The organism is Treponema bryantii, from assembly GCF_900111035.1.
Lineage (GTDB): Bacteria > Spirochaetota > Spirochaetia > Treponematales > Treponemataceae > Treponema_D > Treponema_D bryantii_C.
This window is the reverse complement of record NZ_FOFU01000003.1, coordinates 111,201-127,675: the sequence shown is the minus strand read 5'-3', so window position 1 is coordinate 127,675 and position 16,475 is coordinate 111,201. Positions and strand designations below refer to the sequence as shown.

Sequence of the window (16,475 nt, the reverse complement as noted above, 5' to 3'; positions counted from 1 at the left end):
GATATTAAAAATGATTAAAATAGAACACGTAAAAAAATCTTTCGGACATCTTGATGTTCTTCATGATGTTTCGCTGACAGTTGATGACGGCAGCGTTGTCGTAATTCTGGGTCCAAGTGGAAGCGGTAAAACTACCCTGCTCCGTTCAATTAATTTTCTGGAACGGGCTGACAAAGGTAAACTAACTATCGGTAGTTCGTCAGTAGATTTACATTCTGCAAAGAAAAAAGAAGTTTTGAAAATCAGAAGAAAGACCTCAATGGTTTTTCAAAATTATAATCTCTTTGCAAATAAGACTGCTCTTGAAAATATTGTCGAAGCACTTGTTACTGGTCATGGAATTCCAAGAGCACAGGCTGTAGAACGGGCTAAAGAAGAACTTCGCAAAGTTGGTCTTAGTGACAAAGAAAATTATTACCCAAGCCAGCTTTCGGGCGGTCAGCAGCAGCGTGTAGGAATTGCCCGGGCCGTTGCCCTTGATGCAGAAGTTATTTTATTTGATGAACCAACCAGCGCACTAGACCCGGAGCTTGTAGGTGAAACACTTGCGCTGATTAAACAGGTTGCAAAAGACGGACACACTATGATTGTTGTAACTCACGAAATGTCTTTTGCAGAAGATGTTGCAGATAAAGTCGTGTTTATGGATGGCGGTTATATCATTGAAGAAGGCAGTCCTCAGGATATTTTCTATCATCCAAAAGAAGAACGAACCAGACAGTTTTTACGCCGTATAATACCTGTCGGAGAGTATGTTATTTAAAAAAGTTTTTTTATGCGTAAAACAACTATATAAAAAGTGCAAAAAGAAAATCAGGAGATTTTATGAATAAACAGATTCCAGATACTATCAGAGATAAACACCCGGGATTTGCAGATGTACAGGTGGGAAGTTCTGGAGAACTCAGAGAAAAGGCTAAAGCCCACTGTTTAAAAAACGCCCACCGTACCTTTGAGCAGGGCATTCAGTGTGTTCAGGTAAACAGCATGAATGCGCTTGTAAGCCTGCAGGATACAGTAATGGTAATTCATTCACCTTTGGGCTGCTCAGGCTGTGCTTCATTTGGAGCAATCGACAGGCTGAATGTTTATAAGCATCACAGAGGCCGCGACAATGCACCTGACAGCCATGTAATTTCAACTGCCCTAGGAGAAAAAGAAGTAATTCTCGGTGGTGAAAAACGCCTGCACGAAACGATTGATGAAGCAGTAAAAAGATATAATCCTAAAATTGTTTTTATTCTTGCTTCCTGCGCTTCTTCAATTATTGGAGATGATATAGATGCCGTAGCAGAACAAAAGGAAAAGGAATACAAGGCAAAAGGTAAAGAGATTATTTTTGCTCCGGTTCACTGCGAAGGTTTTAAGAGCCGAAACCATGCGACAGGTTACGATCTTGCTCTTGCAACCCTTCAAAATTATGTAATCCGAGATGCTCATCCGCCAAAGCAGAAGGGGCTGATAAATCTTTTTGCAACTCATTCTTTGAGCTGGGCAGATCAGCAGGAAATGAAGAGAATGCTGAACGCCATAGGACTTGATGCAAACATTCTTCCCTACAATGCAACTTACGAAGACATCATGAAAATTCCGGCAGCGGAATACAACATCTCTGTCTGTCAGATTTTTGCTGATGAATACATAAAGTTTTTATCAGAAAAATACGGCACGCCTTATGCCGTAACCAACATGCCTATTGGAACCCGAAGTACAAACCGCTGGCTCCGTGCAATTGCTGCTCTGGCTGGTAAGGAAGAAGAAGCTGAAGCTTTTATAAAGGCCGAAAGCGATGCTGTGCGCGAAGAAGTTGCCAGAATCAAAAGAAAGACAGACGGACTTCGTGCCTGTCTTACAGCCGGTACCGGGCGTGGCTTTGCAGCAGCAACCTTGATTGGCGACTACGGTATGAAGCTTTTGTGCATGCATACACCTTATTATGATGAAGCTTATATTGATGATTTCAAACGACTGGAAGAATTGCACGGTACAGACTTTATTGTAAACATTGCAGATATGCAGCCTTATGAACAGGTAAATCTTTTGAAGAAATACAAACCTGATGTATTTATCGGAATGTCAAACTGGGTTTCACGATTGGGAATCCCTTCCTTCCATATTCTTGATTCAAAACGCCCGACCTTTGGCTACCGTGGAGTTTTGTATCTTGGGCGTAAAATAGAAGATGCCCTGGACAATAACAACTTCAACAAAAATCTTTCGAACTATTCAAAAAATGCCTACCGCGAAGAATGGTACAAAAAAGATGCCTTCAGCTATCTTCAGCTGCCGGAAGAAAATTAAGTGGCAGAACCAGACAAGGAGTTTTCAAAATGGAAAAATGTATAGAAAGACCAAGAAGCCTCTGTTCCCTTCACGGAGCTCTTGATGTAATAGGAAATATTTACCGTGCAATCCCGATTCTTCACGCAAGCCCGGGGTGTTCAATGCAGGCTTCCAGCCGCACAAACCTTTATTACCTTGGTGGTTATCACGGGCTTCCAAGTTCAAATGCCTACGAAAAGGAAGTTGTATTCGGCGGAACTCAGAGACTACGAGAGACAATTAAAGGGAGCCTCGAAATTATGGACGGTGACTATTACGCAGTTCTTACCGGCTGTTCCATGGGAATTAATGGTGATGATGTAGATAGCGTAGTAAAAGAGTTTGAAGCTTCTCCTTATCCTATTGCAAGCATTGACACAGCAGGTTTCCGAGGCGACACCTACACAGGCTACAACATGGCCCTTCTTGCAACTGTAAAAAAACTTGCAAAAAAAACAAAGACCGATTCCCGCCTTGTAAACATTTACGGACAGCCACCAAGTTCCGACATCACTCTGCGTGGCGACCTTGAAGAAATTACAAGACTTCTTGCAAGAATCGGCGTAAAGGCAAATACCTTTTTTATCCGTCGCGACGGAATTGAACAGTTGAAAAGTTCAGGCAACGCTGCCTTTAACATCAACCTTTCACCATGGCTTGCTAAGAATGTAGACACCTATTATAAAGAAACCTTTGGAATTGAAACCCTAAGATTTAACGGCTGGCCGGTTGGTCCTAAAGATACTGCAAACTTTTTGAGAACAGTGGCCGAGCGGCTCGACCTCGACTCCGACCTTGTAGAAAAAGTTATTCAGGAAGAAGAACTCTACGTTTACGAATATCTTGATTCCCTTTTTGGAAACTTTGAACGCCATCGTTTTATTCTGGTTGGCGAAAGTGCAAAGACTCTGGGACTTGCCCGCTTCCTGGTAAATGTACACGGGCACATTCCTCTTGCAATCATCTTTACAGATTCTGTTCCAAAGCAGTATCAGGATGTTATTCGAGAAGAAGTGCAAAAGCTTGAATGCCCTCGCAAGGCAGATGTCTATTTTGAAAATGATGTTTGGGAAATTGAACAGCTTGCACAAAAGTATGACGGCCGGGCTACTCTTTTTATGGGCAGCTCTTATGAAAAAAAACTGGCACAAAAACTGAATGCTTTTTTTGCCCTTACTTCAAATCCTTGTCTTGATAAAGAAATACTTAACCGTTCTCATATAGGTACGCACGGCTGCATTTCTTTAGTCGAAGATTTGTACAATCATTTCTAAAATGACAACCGATATGACACAGGGGAAGATAGTTCCCCTTTTACTAAAATTTTCCGCTCCCCTGCTGCTGGGAAATCTCTTCCAGCAGTTTTATAACACTTTCGACACTTTTATTGTTGGAAGGGTTATTGGAAGTCAGGCACTGGCCGCAATAGGCTCAACCTCACATTTTGTGAATACTGTAATTAATTTTTTCAACGGGCTTGCAATCGGTGCACAGGTTGTAATATCACAGTTTTTTGGAGCAAAAAATTTTCCAAGTCTGAAAAAAGCAATAAATACTACAATTTATGCAAGCTTTATTTTCAGCATCCTCGCCACCGTCATTCAAATAATTCTTTCTCCTTTTGTATTAAGATTAATTTCTACACCTCCGGATGTATTAGTCCAGGCAAACCAATATCTGAAAATTTACTTTCTTGGAACAGCAGCCCTAACTCTTTACAACATGGGGTCTGGAATTTTAAGAGCACTTGGAGATTCAACACGAGCTCTCATTTTTCTGGTTATCTCCTCCGTTTCAAATATTATTCTTGATATTCTTTTTGTAGTTTTGCTTGGCAAAGGAATTGAAGGAGCAGCTTATGCTACTGTACTCAGCGAACTCTTAAGTGCCATTCTGGTTATAATTTCACTTCAAAGACTGGAAGTCAAAATGCGGCTTGAACTTAAGCATCCTCAAATTGATTTTTTGATTTTGAAAAAAATTATGAAACTCGGTTTACCTGGCGCAATTTCTTCTTCAATCACATCTTTTTCAAATACCTTTATGCAGAAGTACATTAATTATTTTGGAACATCCTGCATGGCTGGCTGGGCAATTTTTTCTAAGTTTGATCAGTTTGCTATATTACCAATGCATAGTCTTGCAAGCGGAGCCACTACCTTTGTTGCTCAAAATTACGGTGCAAAAAAATCAGAGAGAATTCGTGATGGAATTAAAAAATCATTTATACTGAATTTCAGCGTTATCAGTATTTTAAGTCTGTTATTGATTTTTCAGGCAAACTTTTTTGCCAGTCTTTTTTCAGATGATGCAGAAGTTATTTATTTCGCAGAACGCTTTATTTATCTCACTGCGCCTTTTTTTGTTTTATGCGGCTTTTCAATGCTTTTTTCAAATGTAATGAGAGGCTTTGGAATTGCATTACGCCCAACCATCATTACATTTGTTGGATTTGTTTTATTCCGCCAGACAATGCTTCTGATAATTTCCCAGACATCAAATTCTTTTACCTTGATTGCTCTGGTATATCCGGCAGCCTGGCCGCTGGTAATCATCATATACATTATCTGGCTTTTTATATTCAGAAAAAAACGTATTAAATAAAATTAGTCCAGGCGTGTTCTTCTTTTTCAGGAAGACCGAACTTTTCCTTGCCCAAGGCAATAGACTTAATCAAAAAACTCATATTGCGGGCAAGAACGCGGAGGGTTTGCATACCTTCTGCATCCTGGGCAGCTTCACCTGCAGCGCCACCATGAATATTATTCCAGTACTGGCTGCTGGCAATTGGCATGCCGCTGATTGTAAAAAATTTATTCACTACATCAAAAGAAGCTGTTGTACCGCCACGGCGCGCACATACAAAACCAGCACCAACCTTCATTGTCTTATCAAAGCTGCTGCTGTAAAAAAGTCTCTGCAGGAAAGCCTGAACAGTTGCGTTTGGAGCAGAATAATAAACTGGAGTTCCGACAACAATTCCATCAGCATCCTTAAACTTAGCCGCAAACTCATTTACAGCATCATCAAAAACACATTTACCAAGCTCGCCGCAACGGCCACAGGCAATGCAGCCACGGATATCTTTGTTACCGATGTTAAAAATTTCAGTTTCAATTCCCTGCTCTGCAAAAATCTTTTCCATCTCGTGCAGACCAAGCAAAGTGTTGCTGTTAGCACGTGGGCTTCCGTTTACAAGTAATACCTTCATAACCGCTTCATATCCTCTTATAAAATGAATATGCCTAAATGATAATCTGAGAGACAAAGGAAATCAATGAAAAAAACTCCTGTAAAATTGCATAAAAAATCTGCGAACAAAGCTTGCTTGACAAGTCTCTGTTTTTAGGCTATATTCCTACTAACTTACTAGGTTTATAGGTAGATATAATAAAATGATAGTTATAGATTCCGTTGATAAAACTTATCATCTCAAAGGTAATGATGTAGAAGCCCTGAAAAAGGTTTCGCTCACAATTGAAGACGGCACAATTTACGGTGTTATCGGATATTCGGGAGCGGGAAAATCTACACTGGTTCGATGTATAAATCTGCTTGAAGTTCCTGATTCCGGCAGCATTACGGTAAATGGAACTCAGCTCACCTGGCACGACAGCGAAGGAAACTTTCACCGCAAAACAAATCATGAAATGAAAAAGGTACGCCGTGGAATTGGAATGATTTTCCAGCACTTTAATCTGCTTGACCGTTCTACAGTTTTTGACAACGTAGCCTACCCGCTTAAGTATAATGGCCTTAAAAAAGAAGAAATTGAAGCCCGCGTAACTGAACTTCTGGAGCTGGTTGATTTGAGCGACAAGCGCAATGTTTACCCAAGTCAGCTTTCGGGAGGCCAGAAACAGCGCGTTGCAATTGCCCGTGCCCTTGCAAATAATCCTAAGGTACTGCTTTCTGATGAAGCAACCAGTGCCCTGGACCCTGAAGCAACTGCCTCTATTTTGAATCTTCTTAAAGAACTGAATAAAAAACTCGGGCTTACAATCATCATAATCACTCACGAAATGAGCGTAATTAAATCTATCTGCCACAGGGTTGCCGTTATGGAAAAAGGCCGCGTGGTAGAAGAAGGCGATGTATATTCTATTTTTGCTGAACCTAAGCAGGAGATTACAAAAAAGTTTATTGCTTCCCAGTCTTCTCTTGCAAAGGTTTCAACACTGGTAAATGATCCTCTGGTAAATAATCCGGCAGAAGGTGGCAGGCTGATTAAGCTGACCTTCTTGAAAAACTCTGTCGGCGAATCTTTGATTTCTCTTGTTTCTCAGAAGTTCAACGTGCGCCTTAATATCGTGCTTGCAAATGTTGAGATGATTCAGGACTCGCCTCTTGGTGAAATCATTGTTGTGATTAAAGGCGAAGAAAAAAATATAGATGCAGCCATTGCCCATTTTGCTGAGCAGAAGGTAAAGGTGACTGAATTGGAGGCAAACTAATATGGAGACATTCGAAAAAATCTTTCCGAATCTTTATGCCTACTGGTATAAGTTTTTGAACAACTGCCTTGCAACCTTTCAGATGTTCATCATTTCGGGTTCAATTTCTTTTGTGCTTGGACTGATTTTTGGTGTACTTCTGATTGTTTTTAAGAAGGATGGAATTAAGCCGAACAAAGTTTTCTACACAATAATAAGCGTAATTATAAATCTTTTTCGATCGATTCCATTTGTAATTCTGCTTGTTTTTCTGATTCCTTTTACCCGCTCAATTGTGGGAACTGCAATCGGAGTAAAAGGTGCCATTATTCCTCTGATTTTTGGAACGGTGCCATTCTTTTCCCGACAGGTTGAAACAGCTTTGGAAAATGTTGACCCGGGAAAGGCAGAGGCAGCCCGCAGTATGGGAAGCGGAACCTTTGGTTTGATTTTCCGCGTTTATCTTCATGAATCAGTTCCGGAGCTTATCCGTGTTACTACAATTACGGCCATTTCTCTGGTCGGACTTACAACTATGGCTGGTGCAGTAGGAGCCGGAGGACTTGGAGACTTTGCCATCAACTACGGTCAGGGACTCAATCATCAGGATATCATTTATGCCTGCATAATCATTCTTTTGATTTTTATCTGTCTTCTGCAATTCATTGGTTCTCTGCTTGCAAAGAAAACTACAAACAGAGAGCTCTTTAAACATGCACAAAAGGACTCCGTAGGGAATCCTGAAAATAAATCATAAGTCAAAAAAAAGGAGAAATTGAATTATGAAAAATACAAAAAAGATTTTTGCCCTGCTTCTTATTGCAGGAGTCCTCTCAAGCGGAGCTTTTGCTGCAAAGAAAGCTAAAACTCAGAAAGTAAAGGTTGGCGTTTGTGGCGCTAACAACGATCAGTGGAAGGCTGTTCAGTATGTTCTGGACAAGGAAAACAGCGGAATTAAAATTGAACTTGTTGAGTTCAGCGCTTACAATCTTCCAAACGAAGCTTTGAATTCAGGCGATATCGATTTGAACGCTTTCCAGCACAAGGCTTATCTGAACAACGATGCAGGTAAAAATGGTTATGACCTTACAGTTATCGGCGACACTTTGATTGCACCTCTTACTTTGTATTCAAAGAAATACAAGAGCATTGATGAAATTAAAAAAGCAGCAGGAACAAATGGCAGCAAGGCTGTAAAAGCAGGTGCCCTCAAATTTGCAATTCCAAGTGACGGTACAAACCTTAGCCGTGGAATTAAACTTCTTGAAGCTGCAGGACTTATTAAAGTTGATCCAGCTGCAGGTTATACACCAGAGCTCAAGGACATTACAGAGTTTGTTTATAATGTTGAAGTTGTTCCACAGACAGCAAACACTCTTCCTCAGACTCTCAACGATTACGCCGGAGCTACAATCAACGGAACTTATGCAATTCCTACAGGCCTTATTCCTTCAAAGGATGGTCTCATCATCGAAAAGCAGTCTGAAAGTGGAGACAATCCATATGTAAATATCATTGTTGCACGCACAAAGGACAAGGATAATGATGTTTACAAGAAGATCGTAAAGGCTTACCAGTCACAGGTTGTTGCTGAATATATTCTTTCAAGATTCGAAGAATCTTTCTTCCCTTCTTTTGCTTACAAGACTGTAAGTGCTGATAAGGCTGCTGAAACTGTAAAGGCAGTTGATAAAGCAATTAAGTGGTAAAAATATTTACTGAAAAAGGGCGGGCTATTAAGTCCGCCTTTTTTATGGAGGATATGAAAATGACAGAAAGCATAGAAAAAGAACTTTTAGAAGAAATCAAAGAAGACCACAAGTACATTGTTTCTCTGCGGCGTCATTTTCACATGAATCCTGAAATAGCAAAAGAAGAATTTCAGACTGCCCTTAAAATCGAAGAGGAACTGGATAAAATTGGTCTGGCTCATAAGCGGGTCGGAGAAACCGGCGTTTATGCGGAAATTAAGGGCAACAAAAAGTCGGGAGAAACTAGCAGCACAGACAGCCCATCAAAAGCGATTGTTCTTCGCGCCGACATAGATGCTCTGCCTATTCAGGAAACTCACGAGTGCGAATATAAATCAAAAATACCCGGCCGCATGCACGCCTGTGGTCATGATGCACACACAGCATCTCTGCTTGGTGCAGCCCGTATTCTTACTGCCCATAAGGATTTATTCTCGGGTACAATCCGCCTCACCTTCCAGGCCGGCGAAGAAATCGGTTATGGAGCGAGAATCTTTGTAGATGGTGGCTACCTGGACGGCGCATACAGAACTTTTGGCATGCACGCCGCGTCAAATGTTCCGTCTGGAAAAGTCGCAGTAGTTCCAGGTCCAAACAACGCCAGTGTCGACTGGTTCAAAATCACCGTAAAGGGGGCTCCTGCCCACGTTTCAACTCCACAGCTGGGCTCCGATGCCGCCTACATCGCAAGCCAGATTGTAATTTCAACACAGGCTTTGATAACCCGCCGCACATCCCCTATGGACAATGTTCTTGTAGGAATTGGAAAAATTACAGCGGGAGATGCCTACAACATCGTTGCGCAAAAGGCAGAACTGGAAGGAACTATAAGAGCCTTTACACCAGAAGTCCGCGAAAAAACAAAGCAGATGCTTTCAGACATGGCAAAACAGACAGCACAACTTTTTGGCGGAGATGCCCAAGTTGAATATAAAGATTTTACTTCGCCGCTTATAAACGACCAGACTTCAACAGAAGAGGTTCAGAAAACCGCCGCTAGACTTTTTGGCGAAGAGAATGTAATTAAAAACCGCCAGGCTTCTCTTGGTGGAGATGACTTTGCAGAATATATCCTCAAGGTACCGGGAACTTACGCCTATTTTGGAACAGGCAATCCCGTAAAAGAAGGTACAACTGCAGCCCATCACGATTCAAAATTTGATATAGATGAAGAAGCCCTGCTTCAGTCGGTTTCTTTATACACCTTCTACGCAATTGATTTTTTGAATCAAGAATAAAAGCAAACCAGACTCACAGTTTTTAAGCAGACTCGCAGGCCTTTTCCTGCTGACTAGTCTTACCAGTCACAAGAGCTTTGGAAATCTCAATCACACCACGATGCTGCAGCTTGCGAGGCTCAAAATGAATGATCATGTAAACCAGCTGCATCACAAGGCCAGCACCAAAGGTTCCGACAATCGTTCCAATTCCAACAGGGCCTCCCAAAAGCCAACCGGCCAGCAGAACTACACCCCACAAAATAATTTCTACAATTCCAATCGGTACTTTCAGCATTCTTTTTCCAAGACCTACAAGCAGGGCATCGCGAGGGCCGCAACACTGCTCGCTCTTCATATAAATCGCCATGCCAAGGGCCATAAAAACAAAACCGGTAAGCATGTAAACAATTCCCAGCGATAAACTCTCATTAAGAGGAAAAGGATTTAATGTATTATAAAGCTGAACAAGATTTCCGGTAATCAGGGCATCAATAATTGTACCGTAGCCGATTTTTTCTTTCATAAGAATATCAATGCCTAAAATCACAAGAGCCATAATTGTCATTGACATTCCATAGTTGAGCGGAGTGTGGTAAGAAATCCCCATGCCAAGACAGTCCCATGGAGCAAGACCAATATTTGCAAAAATTGTAAGGTGTACGCCAAAGGCAAAAACAATAAGTCCCAGAACAATTTTTAACCATTCAAGTAAAATTCTTTTTCGCATAGATGTGATAGTAATCTCAAGAATCACATACGTCAAGATATAGATTGCTTCACCTTAGGCTCGCAATGACGAGCTTTTCAGTGGGTTGCTCTCTCGCATCTATAAAAAAAGACTATCGCTCATATCTGAAATTTGTATTGGAAATAATACTTAAAAGATTATATACCTACTATATCACTAGGTTAGATATAAGGAGGATATAAGAATATGGGTGAAGCCTTGATTGAGATAAAAAATCTTTCACTATCATACGAAGAAAAAAATTCTACATTTGAAGCATTAAAAGATATTAATCTGACAATTAACCGTGGAGAATTTATCTGTATAGTTGGTTCTTCGGGTTGTGGAAAAAGCACTTTACTTTCAGTTCTTGCAGGACTCCAGAATGCAACTAGCGGAAGTGTAAAAATAAATGGAAAAGAAATAGATGGACCTGGCACAGACCGCGCTGTTGTTTTCCAAAATTATTCTCTTTTTCCATGGATGACAGCTCTGAGAAATGTAGCCTTTGCCGTATATGAAACATCAAAGAAAAGTAAAAAAATTTCAAAAAGAGAAGCATTAGAGATTGCTAAAAAATATCTTCATAATGTTGAGCTTGATGGCTTTGAAAACAAACTGCCGGGAGAACTCTCAGGAGGCATGCAGCAGCGTGTTGCTATAGCCCGTGCTATGGCCTGTGATCCAGACATTCTTTTAATGGATGAACCTTTTGGAGCACTTGATGCAAAAATCAGAGAAAATCTTCAGAAACTTTTACTTCATCTTTGGCGAATTGATGAAAAGAAAAAAACAGTAGTTTTTGTTACCCACGATTTGAATGAAGCCGAACTACTTGCAGACCGTATTGTTTTTATGGTTCCAAAACGAATTTACGCAGTTATCGATGATACTCTGCCTCGCCCACGAAATTATCCTTACATTCAGGAAAGCAAAGAATACAAAGAACTTTATCAAAAGCTTGTTAAATATTTTTATAACGAAACAAGACTTGTTGTTGATGGCGAAGGAGGAAATATATGATTAAGAAACTCAGAAACATTTTTAATTTTGCACATTTTTTTTTGCTACTCACTTTTTTATCATTTATTCTTCCAAGCAAGTATAAGGCAGAAATGCAGGAAGGCTTAAAATCTCCTCTTGTTTTTATTATTGTCCTGCTGATTATAGAATTCCTTTTTCTTATTAAACTTTTTGGCAAAAAAGATATTCAGGCCAGCAAAGATATTCTTGCCTTTGTTTTTGGATTTATTTTTCTTTGGGAACTTCTTGTTTCAAGATTCAATATTTTTCCATATGTTTTTGTACCAGCGCCAGAAAACGTTTTTTACATCTTTATAAGTGATACAAAAAAAATTTTACTTGGATTTTTAAGCAGTATGTTCCTTTTGATTACAGGACTCTTTTCAGCTATTTCCAGTGCAGTTATTCTTGGAACCTTTGTAGGCTGGAATCAGCGGCTCACAAAAGCAATCTACCCTATCGTAAAAGCAATATCAACCGTGCCGCCCCTTATCTACACTCCATATGTTGTACTCATAATGCCAACTTACACAATCGCATCCTTTACAGTAATTTTCCTCAGCATCTTCTGGGGTGTCTTTATGAGCTCAATAAATAATACAGCTTTCGTAGAAAAGAAAATTATTAATTCTGCACGAGTGCTTAATCTGCCAACTGCAACAATTCTTTTCAAAGTAATTATTCCATTCAACTTTCCACGTATTTTTAATGGACTGCCAATCAATATTGCAACTGCAATAATGACTTTGACCGCTGCAGAAATGCTTGGAGCTGATAATGGAATGGGCTATTACGTTCGATATTCTCTGTCTTTTGCAAACTACACAAAAGCAATTGCAGGAATTATTTTCATCGCTCTTGTAGTAACACTTATAAACAACGGAATAAGTGCTGCAAAAAAATATTTAATTAAATGGAATTATTGATTCTAAAGGAGGTAAATTATGAATCGATTATCTAAAAGAAGAAAGACTGGCTTTATTATCTGCTTGATTACAATGGCAATGTTATTGTGCTCTTGTTCGAAAGAAAAAAAAGATTCTGAATACCTTTCTCTATTAATAGGAAAGGATGCTTCTTCTAACACAATCGTTCCAATAAACGAGCTTGCAGTAGCAAGAGGCTACATTGATAAATATGGTCTTAAAGTTAAATTTCAGCCGGTTGCCCGCAGTGGTCTTTTTGAATCTGTTGCCTTAGGAAAACTCGACGCTTCTACACAAGACGTAATGGCAAACCTTAGTCTTGGAGCCCGGGGTGGAGACATTGTTCTTTACGGAGGAACAATGGCCGGTGGACAGGCTGTTATGGCCTACAAAGATTTTGCAGCCGTAGCAGGTGATGTAAATAACTGGAAAGGCAGAACAGTTGGCTGTTTGATGGGCGGAACTGCAGAAATGATTTCTAAACGCGCACTGCTTGAAATCTATGGTCTTGATCCGGAAAAAGATGTTCATATTAAACTTTTTGATTCTTATGAATCATTACTTGCAGGAGCAAGCAAAGGCGTTGTTGATATTGCCCTTATGTACAACTCTTATGTAGACACAGCTAAAAAGCTTGGACTTGTATACCTCTTCCCTGTAACAGATTGGAAAGAAGATTTTGTTTGCTGCCGTCAGATGGCTTATGGAAAAAAATTCCGCGAAAATACTGAACCTTATAAAAGATGGCTTAAAGCATTAATTCTAAGTTACAAGGATTACCGTTATGACGAAGAAGGAACTAAGAAGCTTTTGAATAAAGTTACAGGACAGGATGAAGCCTGGCTTAATGCAACAATCTATGACAAAGAGACAACTCAAAATCTTTCATATAATCCTGACCCTAACTTCAACGGTGTTAATGAGTATTATGACACTATGATTAAATATGGAATTCTAAAATCTGACCGTCCGCTTACAGACTTCTTTAATATTTCTCTTTACGCTCAAGCATTAAAAGAAGTAATTCAGGAATTCCCGGATGAGCAGATTTACAAAGATATGTGGACATATTTTAGAAAGCATAATAATCAATATCCAGGTTTTGAATCTGACTATCCTGAAAAAATCTAAATAAGAAATTCTAAAAAGGAAAGAAAAATGGGAAATATCAATTTAAATACAACCAGTGTAGAAGTTCGAGATCACCGTATAGGAACAATTATTTCTTACCACGGAAGTGCTTCCCAGCTTGTTGAAGAATCTCGCGGTAAGTCAGTAAGAGAGCCTAAAAGAACTTTTACTCAGTGCAGCGACTGTTCCCAGGGCTGTGCAGAAACTCTTACTTACATGATTCGCGGAGCTGCTGTTGTAATTCACTCTCCACTTGGATGCTGTAACCCGGCTGTGCAGTATGTTGCAGGACAGGCAGGAACGCAGGTAAGAAATCTGCCTCCTCAAAAAGTTCAGGCAATCTCTACAAACATTTCGATAAAAGAAACAGTTTACGGTGGTGTTGCAAAACTAAGAACAGCAGTACTTGAAGCTTACAAAAGATTTTCACCTTCTGCAATTTTTGTTCAGTCATCATGTGCTGCAGGTATTATTGGAGATGACATTGAAAGCGTAGCTGATGAACTTGAACCGGAGCTTAATATTCCAATTATTCCGATTTATTGTGAAGGCTTTAAATCTAAAACCTGGGCCTCTGGTTTTGATGCTGTTTTCCACGGTGTTTTACGTAAGATTGTTAAAGAACCAAAAACAAAAGACAAAGACCTTGTAAATGTTTTCAACTTCCAGGGTTGCGATGCCTTTACCCCATTTTTTGAAAAACTTGGATTAAAGCCAAATCTTGTTGTTCCACTTTCAACTGTAGAAATGCTTGCACGCATGTCAGAAGCAGTCTGCTCTACACATATTTGTGAGACACTTGGAACCTATGTTTCAGAAGCGCTGGAAAAGAAATATGGAGTCGTTCAGGTAAAAGCTCCTTCCCCATATGGAATCGACTGGACAGACCAGTGGGTACGAGCCCTTTGCGAAGCTACAGGCAGAAAAGAAGCCGGCGAAAAACTGATTGCTGCAGAACATGAAAGAATTAAAGAGCCATTAAAAAAGTTGCGTGAAAAATTAAGCGGAAAGAAAGCCTACATTTTTGCAGGCCATTCTTACGCCCATAATCTTGCAAATATCGCAAGAGATTTAGGAATGGAAGTTATTGGTGTAACTACCCTTCACCACGACCAGATTACAGACTCAGATTCCGAAGAATTAAACACTCTCGATAAACTGGTAAAATCTGGTGGAGACATTAAGAACTTTTCAGTCTGCAACCGTCAGCCTTACATCATGGTAAAGTTATTAAAGAAAATTAAACCAGATGTACTGCTCACAAGACACAATAATATTGCCGTTGTTGGAACAAAGGTTGGAATTGCATCTATTCGAGCAACTGATGCAAATGTCATTGCCTTATATGACGGAGTAATAAATCTTGGAAACAGAATCCTTGAAGGACTTTCTTCACAAAAGTTTTATGACAATGTAGCAGCCCATGTAAAACTGCCTTATACACAGTGGTGGCTGCAAAACGAAGATCCTTTCCTTTTTGAAACACGATAATTCAGGAGTATAAAAGTGAGTCAAATAATTGAACAACCACGATTTTCTTGTGCATTAGCAGCACAGCAAACAGTACATGCAATTCCGGGTGCCCTCCCAATTGCACATGCAGGACCAGGCTGTATTTCTAAAACCTTTGCATATCTTGGAGAAGAAGCCGGAAATCAGGGAGAAGGTTTTGGAGGCGGCGGACAGGTTGCCTGCACAAACACCAGCGAAAAAGAAGTTGTATTTGGTGGCGAAGATAAACTGCGTGCTTTAATTAAAAATTCTTTTAAGGTTCTTAATGCAGATCTCTTTGTTGTACTGGCCGGCTGTACATCTGGAATTGTCGGAGATGATGTTGTAACTGTTGCAAAAGAATTCCGGGACCAGGGCTTTCCAATTGTCGGAGTAGAAACTTCGGGCTTTAAGGGCAATAACTATTATGGACATGAACTTGTTGTAAATGCAATTATTAATCAGTTTTTGCCTGCTGAAAAAGTTGAAGTAGAAAAAGGTCTTGTAAATGTCTTTTCTGTAGTGCCTAACCAGGATCCGTTATGGAGAGGCGACCTTGAAGAAATCAAAAGAATTCTTTCCCTCCTTGGCTTGAAAGTGAACATTCTTTTTGGAAAAGGTTCTAAAGGAATTGAAGAGTGGAAAAGCATTCCTAAGGCAGAATACAATCTTGTTATTTCGCCTTGGGTTGGCCTCAGTATTGCTGAAAATCTAAAGAAGAAATACGGTACACCATATCTCCACTACCCTGAGCTTCCTGTTGGAGCAAAATCCACAAGTGCATTTTTGAAAACAGTAGGAGAAACATTAAAACTGGATAAAAGCCTTGTTGAAAAGGTAATCAAAGAAGAAGAAGAACGCTTCTATTCTTATTTTCTTTCTGTTGTAGATTTTACCAGCGACTTTAGAACAAATCTGCCAAATGAACATTACATTGTTGGAGATGCATCATATACACTCGGAATTACAAACTTTCTTGTGAACGAACTTGGCTTTACAACAAAAGGAATTTACATCGATGATGATCCTCCAACCCAGCAGATTCAGGAAAAGCTTATCAGCTATGGAGAAAAAATTCAGGAGGGAACAGGAAGTCTGATTCACATAGAGTCAGATGGAGGTCTGATTCAAAAACATATAAAAGAAAACCTAAAAGGGTCAAAACGAGCAGTTATTTTTGGAAGCACATGGGAAGGCCTTATAGCAAATGAAAACAAAAATCTTTTGATTTACATCAGTATGCCTATAACTGATGACGTAATAATCACAAGAAGCTATGTTGGTTACAACGGTGGTCTTCGCCTGCTTGAAGAAATATACTCCGGAATGTTTAAAAAAGTAAAAATTACTCGCTCAACACAAACCTTATAAAATGCCATATTTTCCTCTTTAAGTTTTTAGGTGACTGCCGACAACAGTCACCTTTTTTAGTTATAACTTTTTCCTATACC

The 16,475-nt window shown here is 39.8% G+C and carries 15 protein-coding genes; 13 read left to right on the top strand and 2 right to left on the bottom strand.

Annotation, left to right across the window (positions count from 1 at the left end):
• The first annotated feature begins 10 nt into the window (after nt 1-10).
• The 4 genes from BMY21_RS07050 (at nt 11) to BMY21_RS07035 (ending at nt 4,926) form a co-directional block, all read left to right on the top strand.
• On the top strand, nt 11-763 hold the full coding sequence (locus BMY21_RS07050) for an amino acid ABC transporter ATP-binding protein (RefSeq protein WP_074642205.1): 753 nt from the start codon (nt 11-13) through the stop codon (nt 761-763).
• 62 nt (nt 764-825) lie between these two features.
• Nucleotides 826-2,301, top strand: coding sequence for a nitrogenase component 1 (locus BMY21_RS07045; RefSeq protein ID WP_074642203.1), 1,476 nt, complete (start codon nt 826-828; stop codon nt 2,299-2,301).
• 29 nt (nt 2,302-2,330) lie between these two features.
• Nucleotides 2,331-3,596, top strand: coding sequence for a nitrogenase component 1 (locus BMY21_RS07040; RefSeq protein WP_074642201.1), 1,266 nt, complete (start codon nt 2,331-2,333; stop codon nt 3,594-3,596).
• Between the two features lie 13 nt (nt 3,597-3,609).
• Nucleotides 3,610-4,926: an MATE family efflux transporter gene (locus BMY21_RS07035; protein WP_177177726.1), complete on the top strand. Its 1,317-nt coding sequence runs from the start codon at nt 3,610-3,612 to the stop codon at nt 4,924-4,926.
• Here BMY21_RS07035 and BMY21_RS07030 read toward each other — a convergent pair.
• Nucleotides 4,919-5,533: a flavodoxin family protein gene (locus BMY21_RS07030; RefSeq protein ID WP_074642197.1), complete on the bottom strand. Its 615-nt coding sequence runs from the start codon at nt 5,531-5,533 to the stop codon at nt 4,919-4,921. The genes BMY21_RS07035 and BMY21_RS07030 overlap by 8 nt on opposite strands.
• A gap of 184 nt (nt 5,534-5,717) precedes the next feature.
• Between BMY21_RS07030 and BMY21_RS07025 the strand changes: the two genes are divergently transcribed.
• The 4 genes from BMY21_RS07025 to BMY21_RS07010 are packed head-to-tail and all read left to right on the top strand — an operon-like array spanning nt 5,718 to nt 9,744.
• On the top strand, nt 5,718-6,776 hold the full coding sequence (locus BMY21_RS07025; protein ID WP_074642195.1) for a methionine ABC transporter ATP-binding protein: 1,059 nt from the start codon (nt 5,718-5,720) through the stop codon (nt 6,774-6,776).
• A 1-nt stretch (nt 6,777) separates the two neighbouring features.
• Entirely contained in the window at nt 6,778-7,512 is a 735-nt protein-coding gene (locus BMY21_RS07020; protein WP_074642193.1) for a methionine ABC transporter permease, read from the top strand.
• A 25-nt stretch (nt 7,513-7,537) separates the two neighbouring features.
• Nucleotides 7,538-8,464 (top strand): MetQ/NlpA family ABC transporter substrate-binding protein, encoded by a 927-nt coding sequence (locus tag BMY21_RS07015; protein WP_074642191.1) that lies wholly within the window; start codon nt 7,538-7,540, stop codon nt 8,462-8,464.
• A gap of 59 nt (nt 8,465-8,523) precedes the next feature.
• Nucleotides 8,524-9,744 carry an amidohydrolase gene (locus BMY21_RS07010; RefSeq protein ID WP_074642189.1) on the top strand — a complete coding sequence of 407 codons (1,221 nt, stop codon included), beginning with the start codon at nt 8,524-8,526 and terminating at the stop codon, nt 9,742-9,744.
• Between the two features lie 22 nt (nt 9,745-9,766).
• On the opposite strand, the gene BMY21_RS07005 is transcribed toward BMY21_RS07010, so the two are convergent.
• Nucleotides 9,767-10,453, bottom strand: a complete 687-nt coding sequence (locus BMY21_RS07005) for a YczE/YyaS/YitT family protein (protein ID WP_074642187.1) — start codon at nt 10,451-10,453, stop codon at nt 9,767-9,769.
• A 207-nt stretch (nt 10,454-10,660) separates the two neighbouring features.
• On the opposite strand from BMY21_RS07005, the gene BMY21_RS07000 reads away from it, so the two are divergent.
• Genes BMY21_RS07000 through BMY21_RS06980 form a run of 5 tightly spaced genes read left to right on the top strand, consistent with a single transcriptional unit; the run spans nt 10,661 to nt 16,395 of the window.
• Complete coding sequence (locus tag BMY21_RS07000; protein WP_074642185.1) at nt 10,661-11,476, top strand: ABC transporter ATP-binding protein; 816 nt, start codon at nt 10,661-10,663, stop codon at nt 11,474-11,476.
• Nucleotides 11,473-12,402, top strand: a complete 930-nt coding sequence (locus BMY21_RS06995) for an ABC transporter permease (RefSeq protein ID WP_074642182.1) — start codon at nt 11,473-11,475, stop codon at nt 12,400-12,402. Before BMY21_RS07000 ends, BMY21_RS06995 begins: the two co-directional genes overlap by 4 nt.
• A gap of 18 nt (nt 12,403-12,420) precedes the next feature.
• On the top strand, nt 12,421-13,533 hold the full coding sequence (locus BMY21_RS06990) for an ABC transporter substrate-binding protein (protein ID WP_074642179.1): 1,113 nt from the start codon (nt 12,421-12,423) through the stop codon (nt 13,531-13,533).
• A gap of 27 nt (nt 13,534-13,560) precedes the next feature.
• Nucleotides 13,561-15,024 (top strand): nitrogenase component 1, encoded by a 1,464-nt coding sequence (locus tag BMY21_RS06985; protein WP_074642177.1) that lies wholly within the window; start codon nt 13,561-13,563, stop codon nt 15,022-15,024.
• Nucleotides 15,025-15,039: 15 nt separating this feature from the next.
• The gene (locus BMY21_RS06980; RefSeq protein WP_074642175.1) at nt 15,040-16,395 is read left to right on the top strand and encodes a nitrogenase component 1; all 1,356 of its coding nucleotides are present in this window, start codon (nt 15,040-15,042) and stop codon (nt 16,393-16,395) included.
• Nucleotides 16,396-16,475 lie beyond the last annotated feature (80 nt).

Bases quoted from the DNA above. Each gene is read 5' to 3' on its own strand.
- BMY21_RS07015 (WP_074642191.1), top strand. From the start codon at position 7,538: ATGAAAAATACAAAAAAGATTTTTGCCCTGCTTCTTATTGCAGGAGTC.
- BMY21_RS07040 (WP_074642201.1), top strand. From the start codon at position 2,331: ATGGAAAAATGTATAGAAAGACCAAGAAGCCTCTGTTCCCTTCACGGA.
- BMY21_RS06990 (WP_074642179.1), top strand. From the start codon at position 12,421: ATGAATCGATTATCTAAAAGAAGAAAGACTGGCTTTATTATCTGCTTG.
- BMY21_RS07045 (WP_074642203.1), top strand. From the start codon at position 826: ATGAATAAACAGATTCCAGATACTATCAGAGATAAACACCCGGGATTT.
- BMY21_RS07005 (WP_074642187.1), bottom strand. From the start codon at position 10,453: ATGCGAAAAAGAATTTTACTTGAATGGTTAAAAATTGTTCTGGGACTT.
- BMY21_RS06995 (WP_074642182.1), top strand. From the start codon at position 11,473: ATGATTAAGAAACTCAGAAACATTTTTAATTTTGCACATTTTTTTTTG.
- BMY21_RS07000 (WP_074642185.1), top strand. From the start codon at position 10,661: ATGGGTGAAGCCTTGATTGAGATAAAAAATCTTTCACTATCATACGAA.
- BMY21_RS07025 (WP_074642195.1), top strand. From the start codon at position 5,718: ATGATAGTTATAGATTCCGTTGATAAAACTTATCATCTCAAAGGTAAT.
- BMY21_RS07010 (WP_074642189.1), top strand. From the start codon at position 8,524: ATGACAGAAAGCATAGAAAAAGAACTTTTAGAAGAAATCAAAGAAGAC.
- BMY21_RS07020 (WP_074642193.1), top strand. From the start codon at position 6,778: ATGGAGACATTCGAAAAAATCTTTCCGAATCTTTATGCCTACTGGTAT.
- BMY21_RS07035 (WP_177177726.1), top strand. From the start codon at position 3,610: ATGACACAGGGGAAGATAGTTCCCCTTTTACTAAAATTTTCCGCTCCC.
- BMY21_RS06985 (WP_074642177.1), top strand. From the start codon at position 13,561: ATGGGAAATATCAATTTAAATACAACCAGTGTAGAAGTTCGAGATCAC.
- BMY21_RS07050 (WP_074642205.1), top strand. From the start codon at position 11: ATGATTAAAATAGAACACGTAAAAAAATCTTTCGGACATCTTGATGTT.
- BMY21_RS07030 (WP_074642197.1), bottom strand. From the start codon at position 5,533: ATGAAGGTATTACTTGTAAACGGAAGCCCACGTGCTAACAGCAACACT.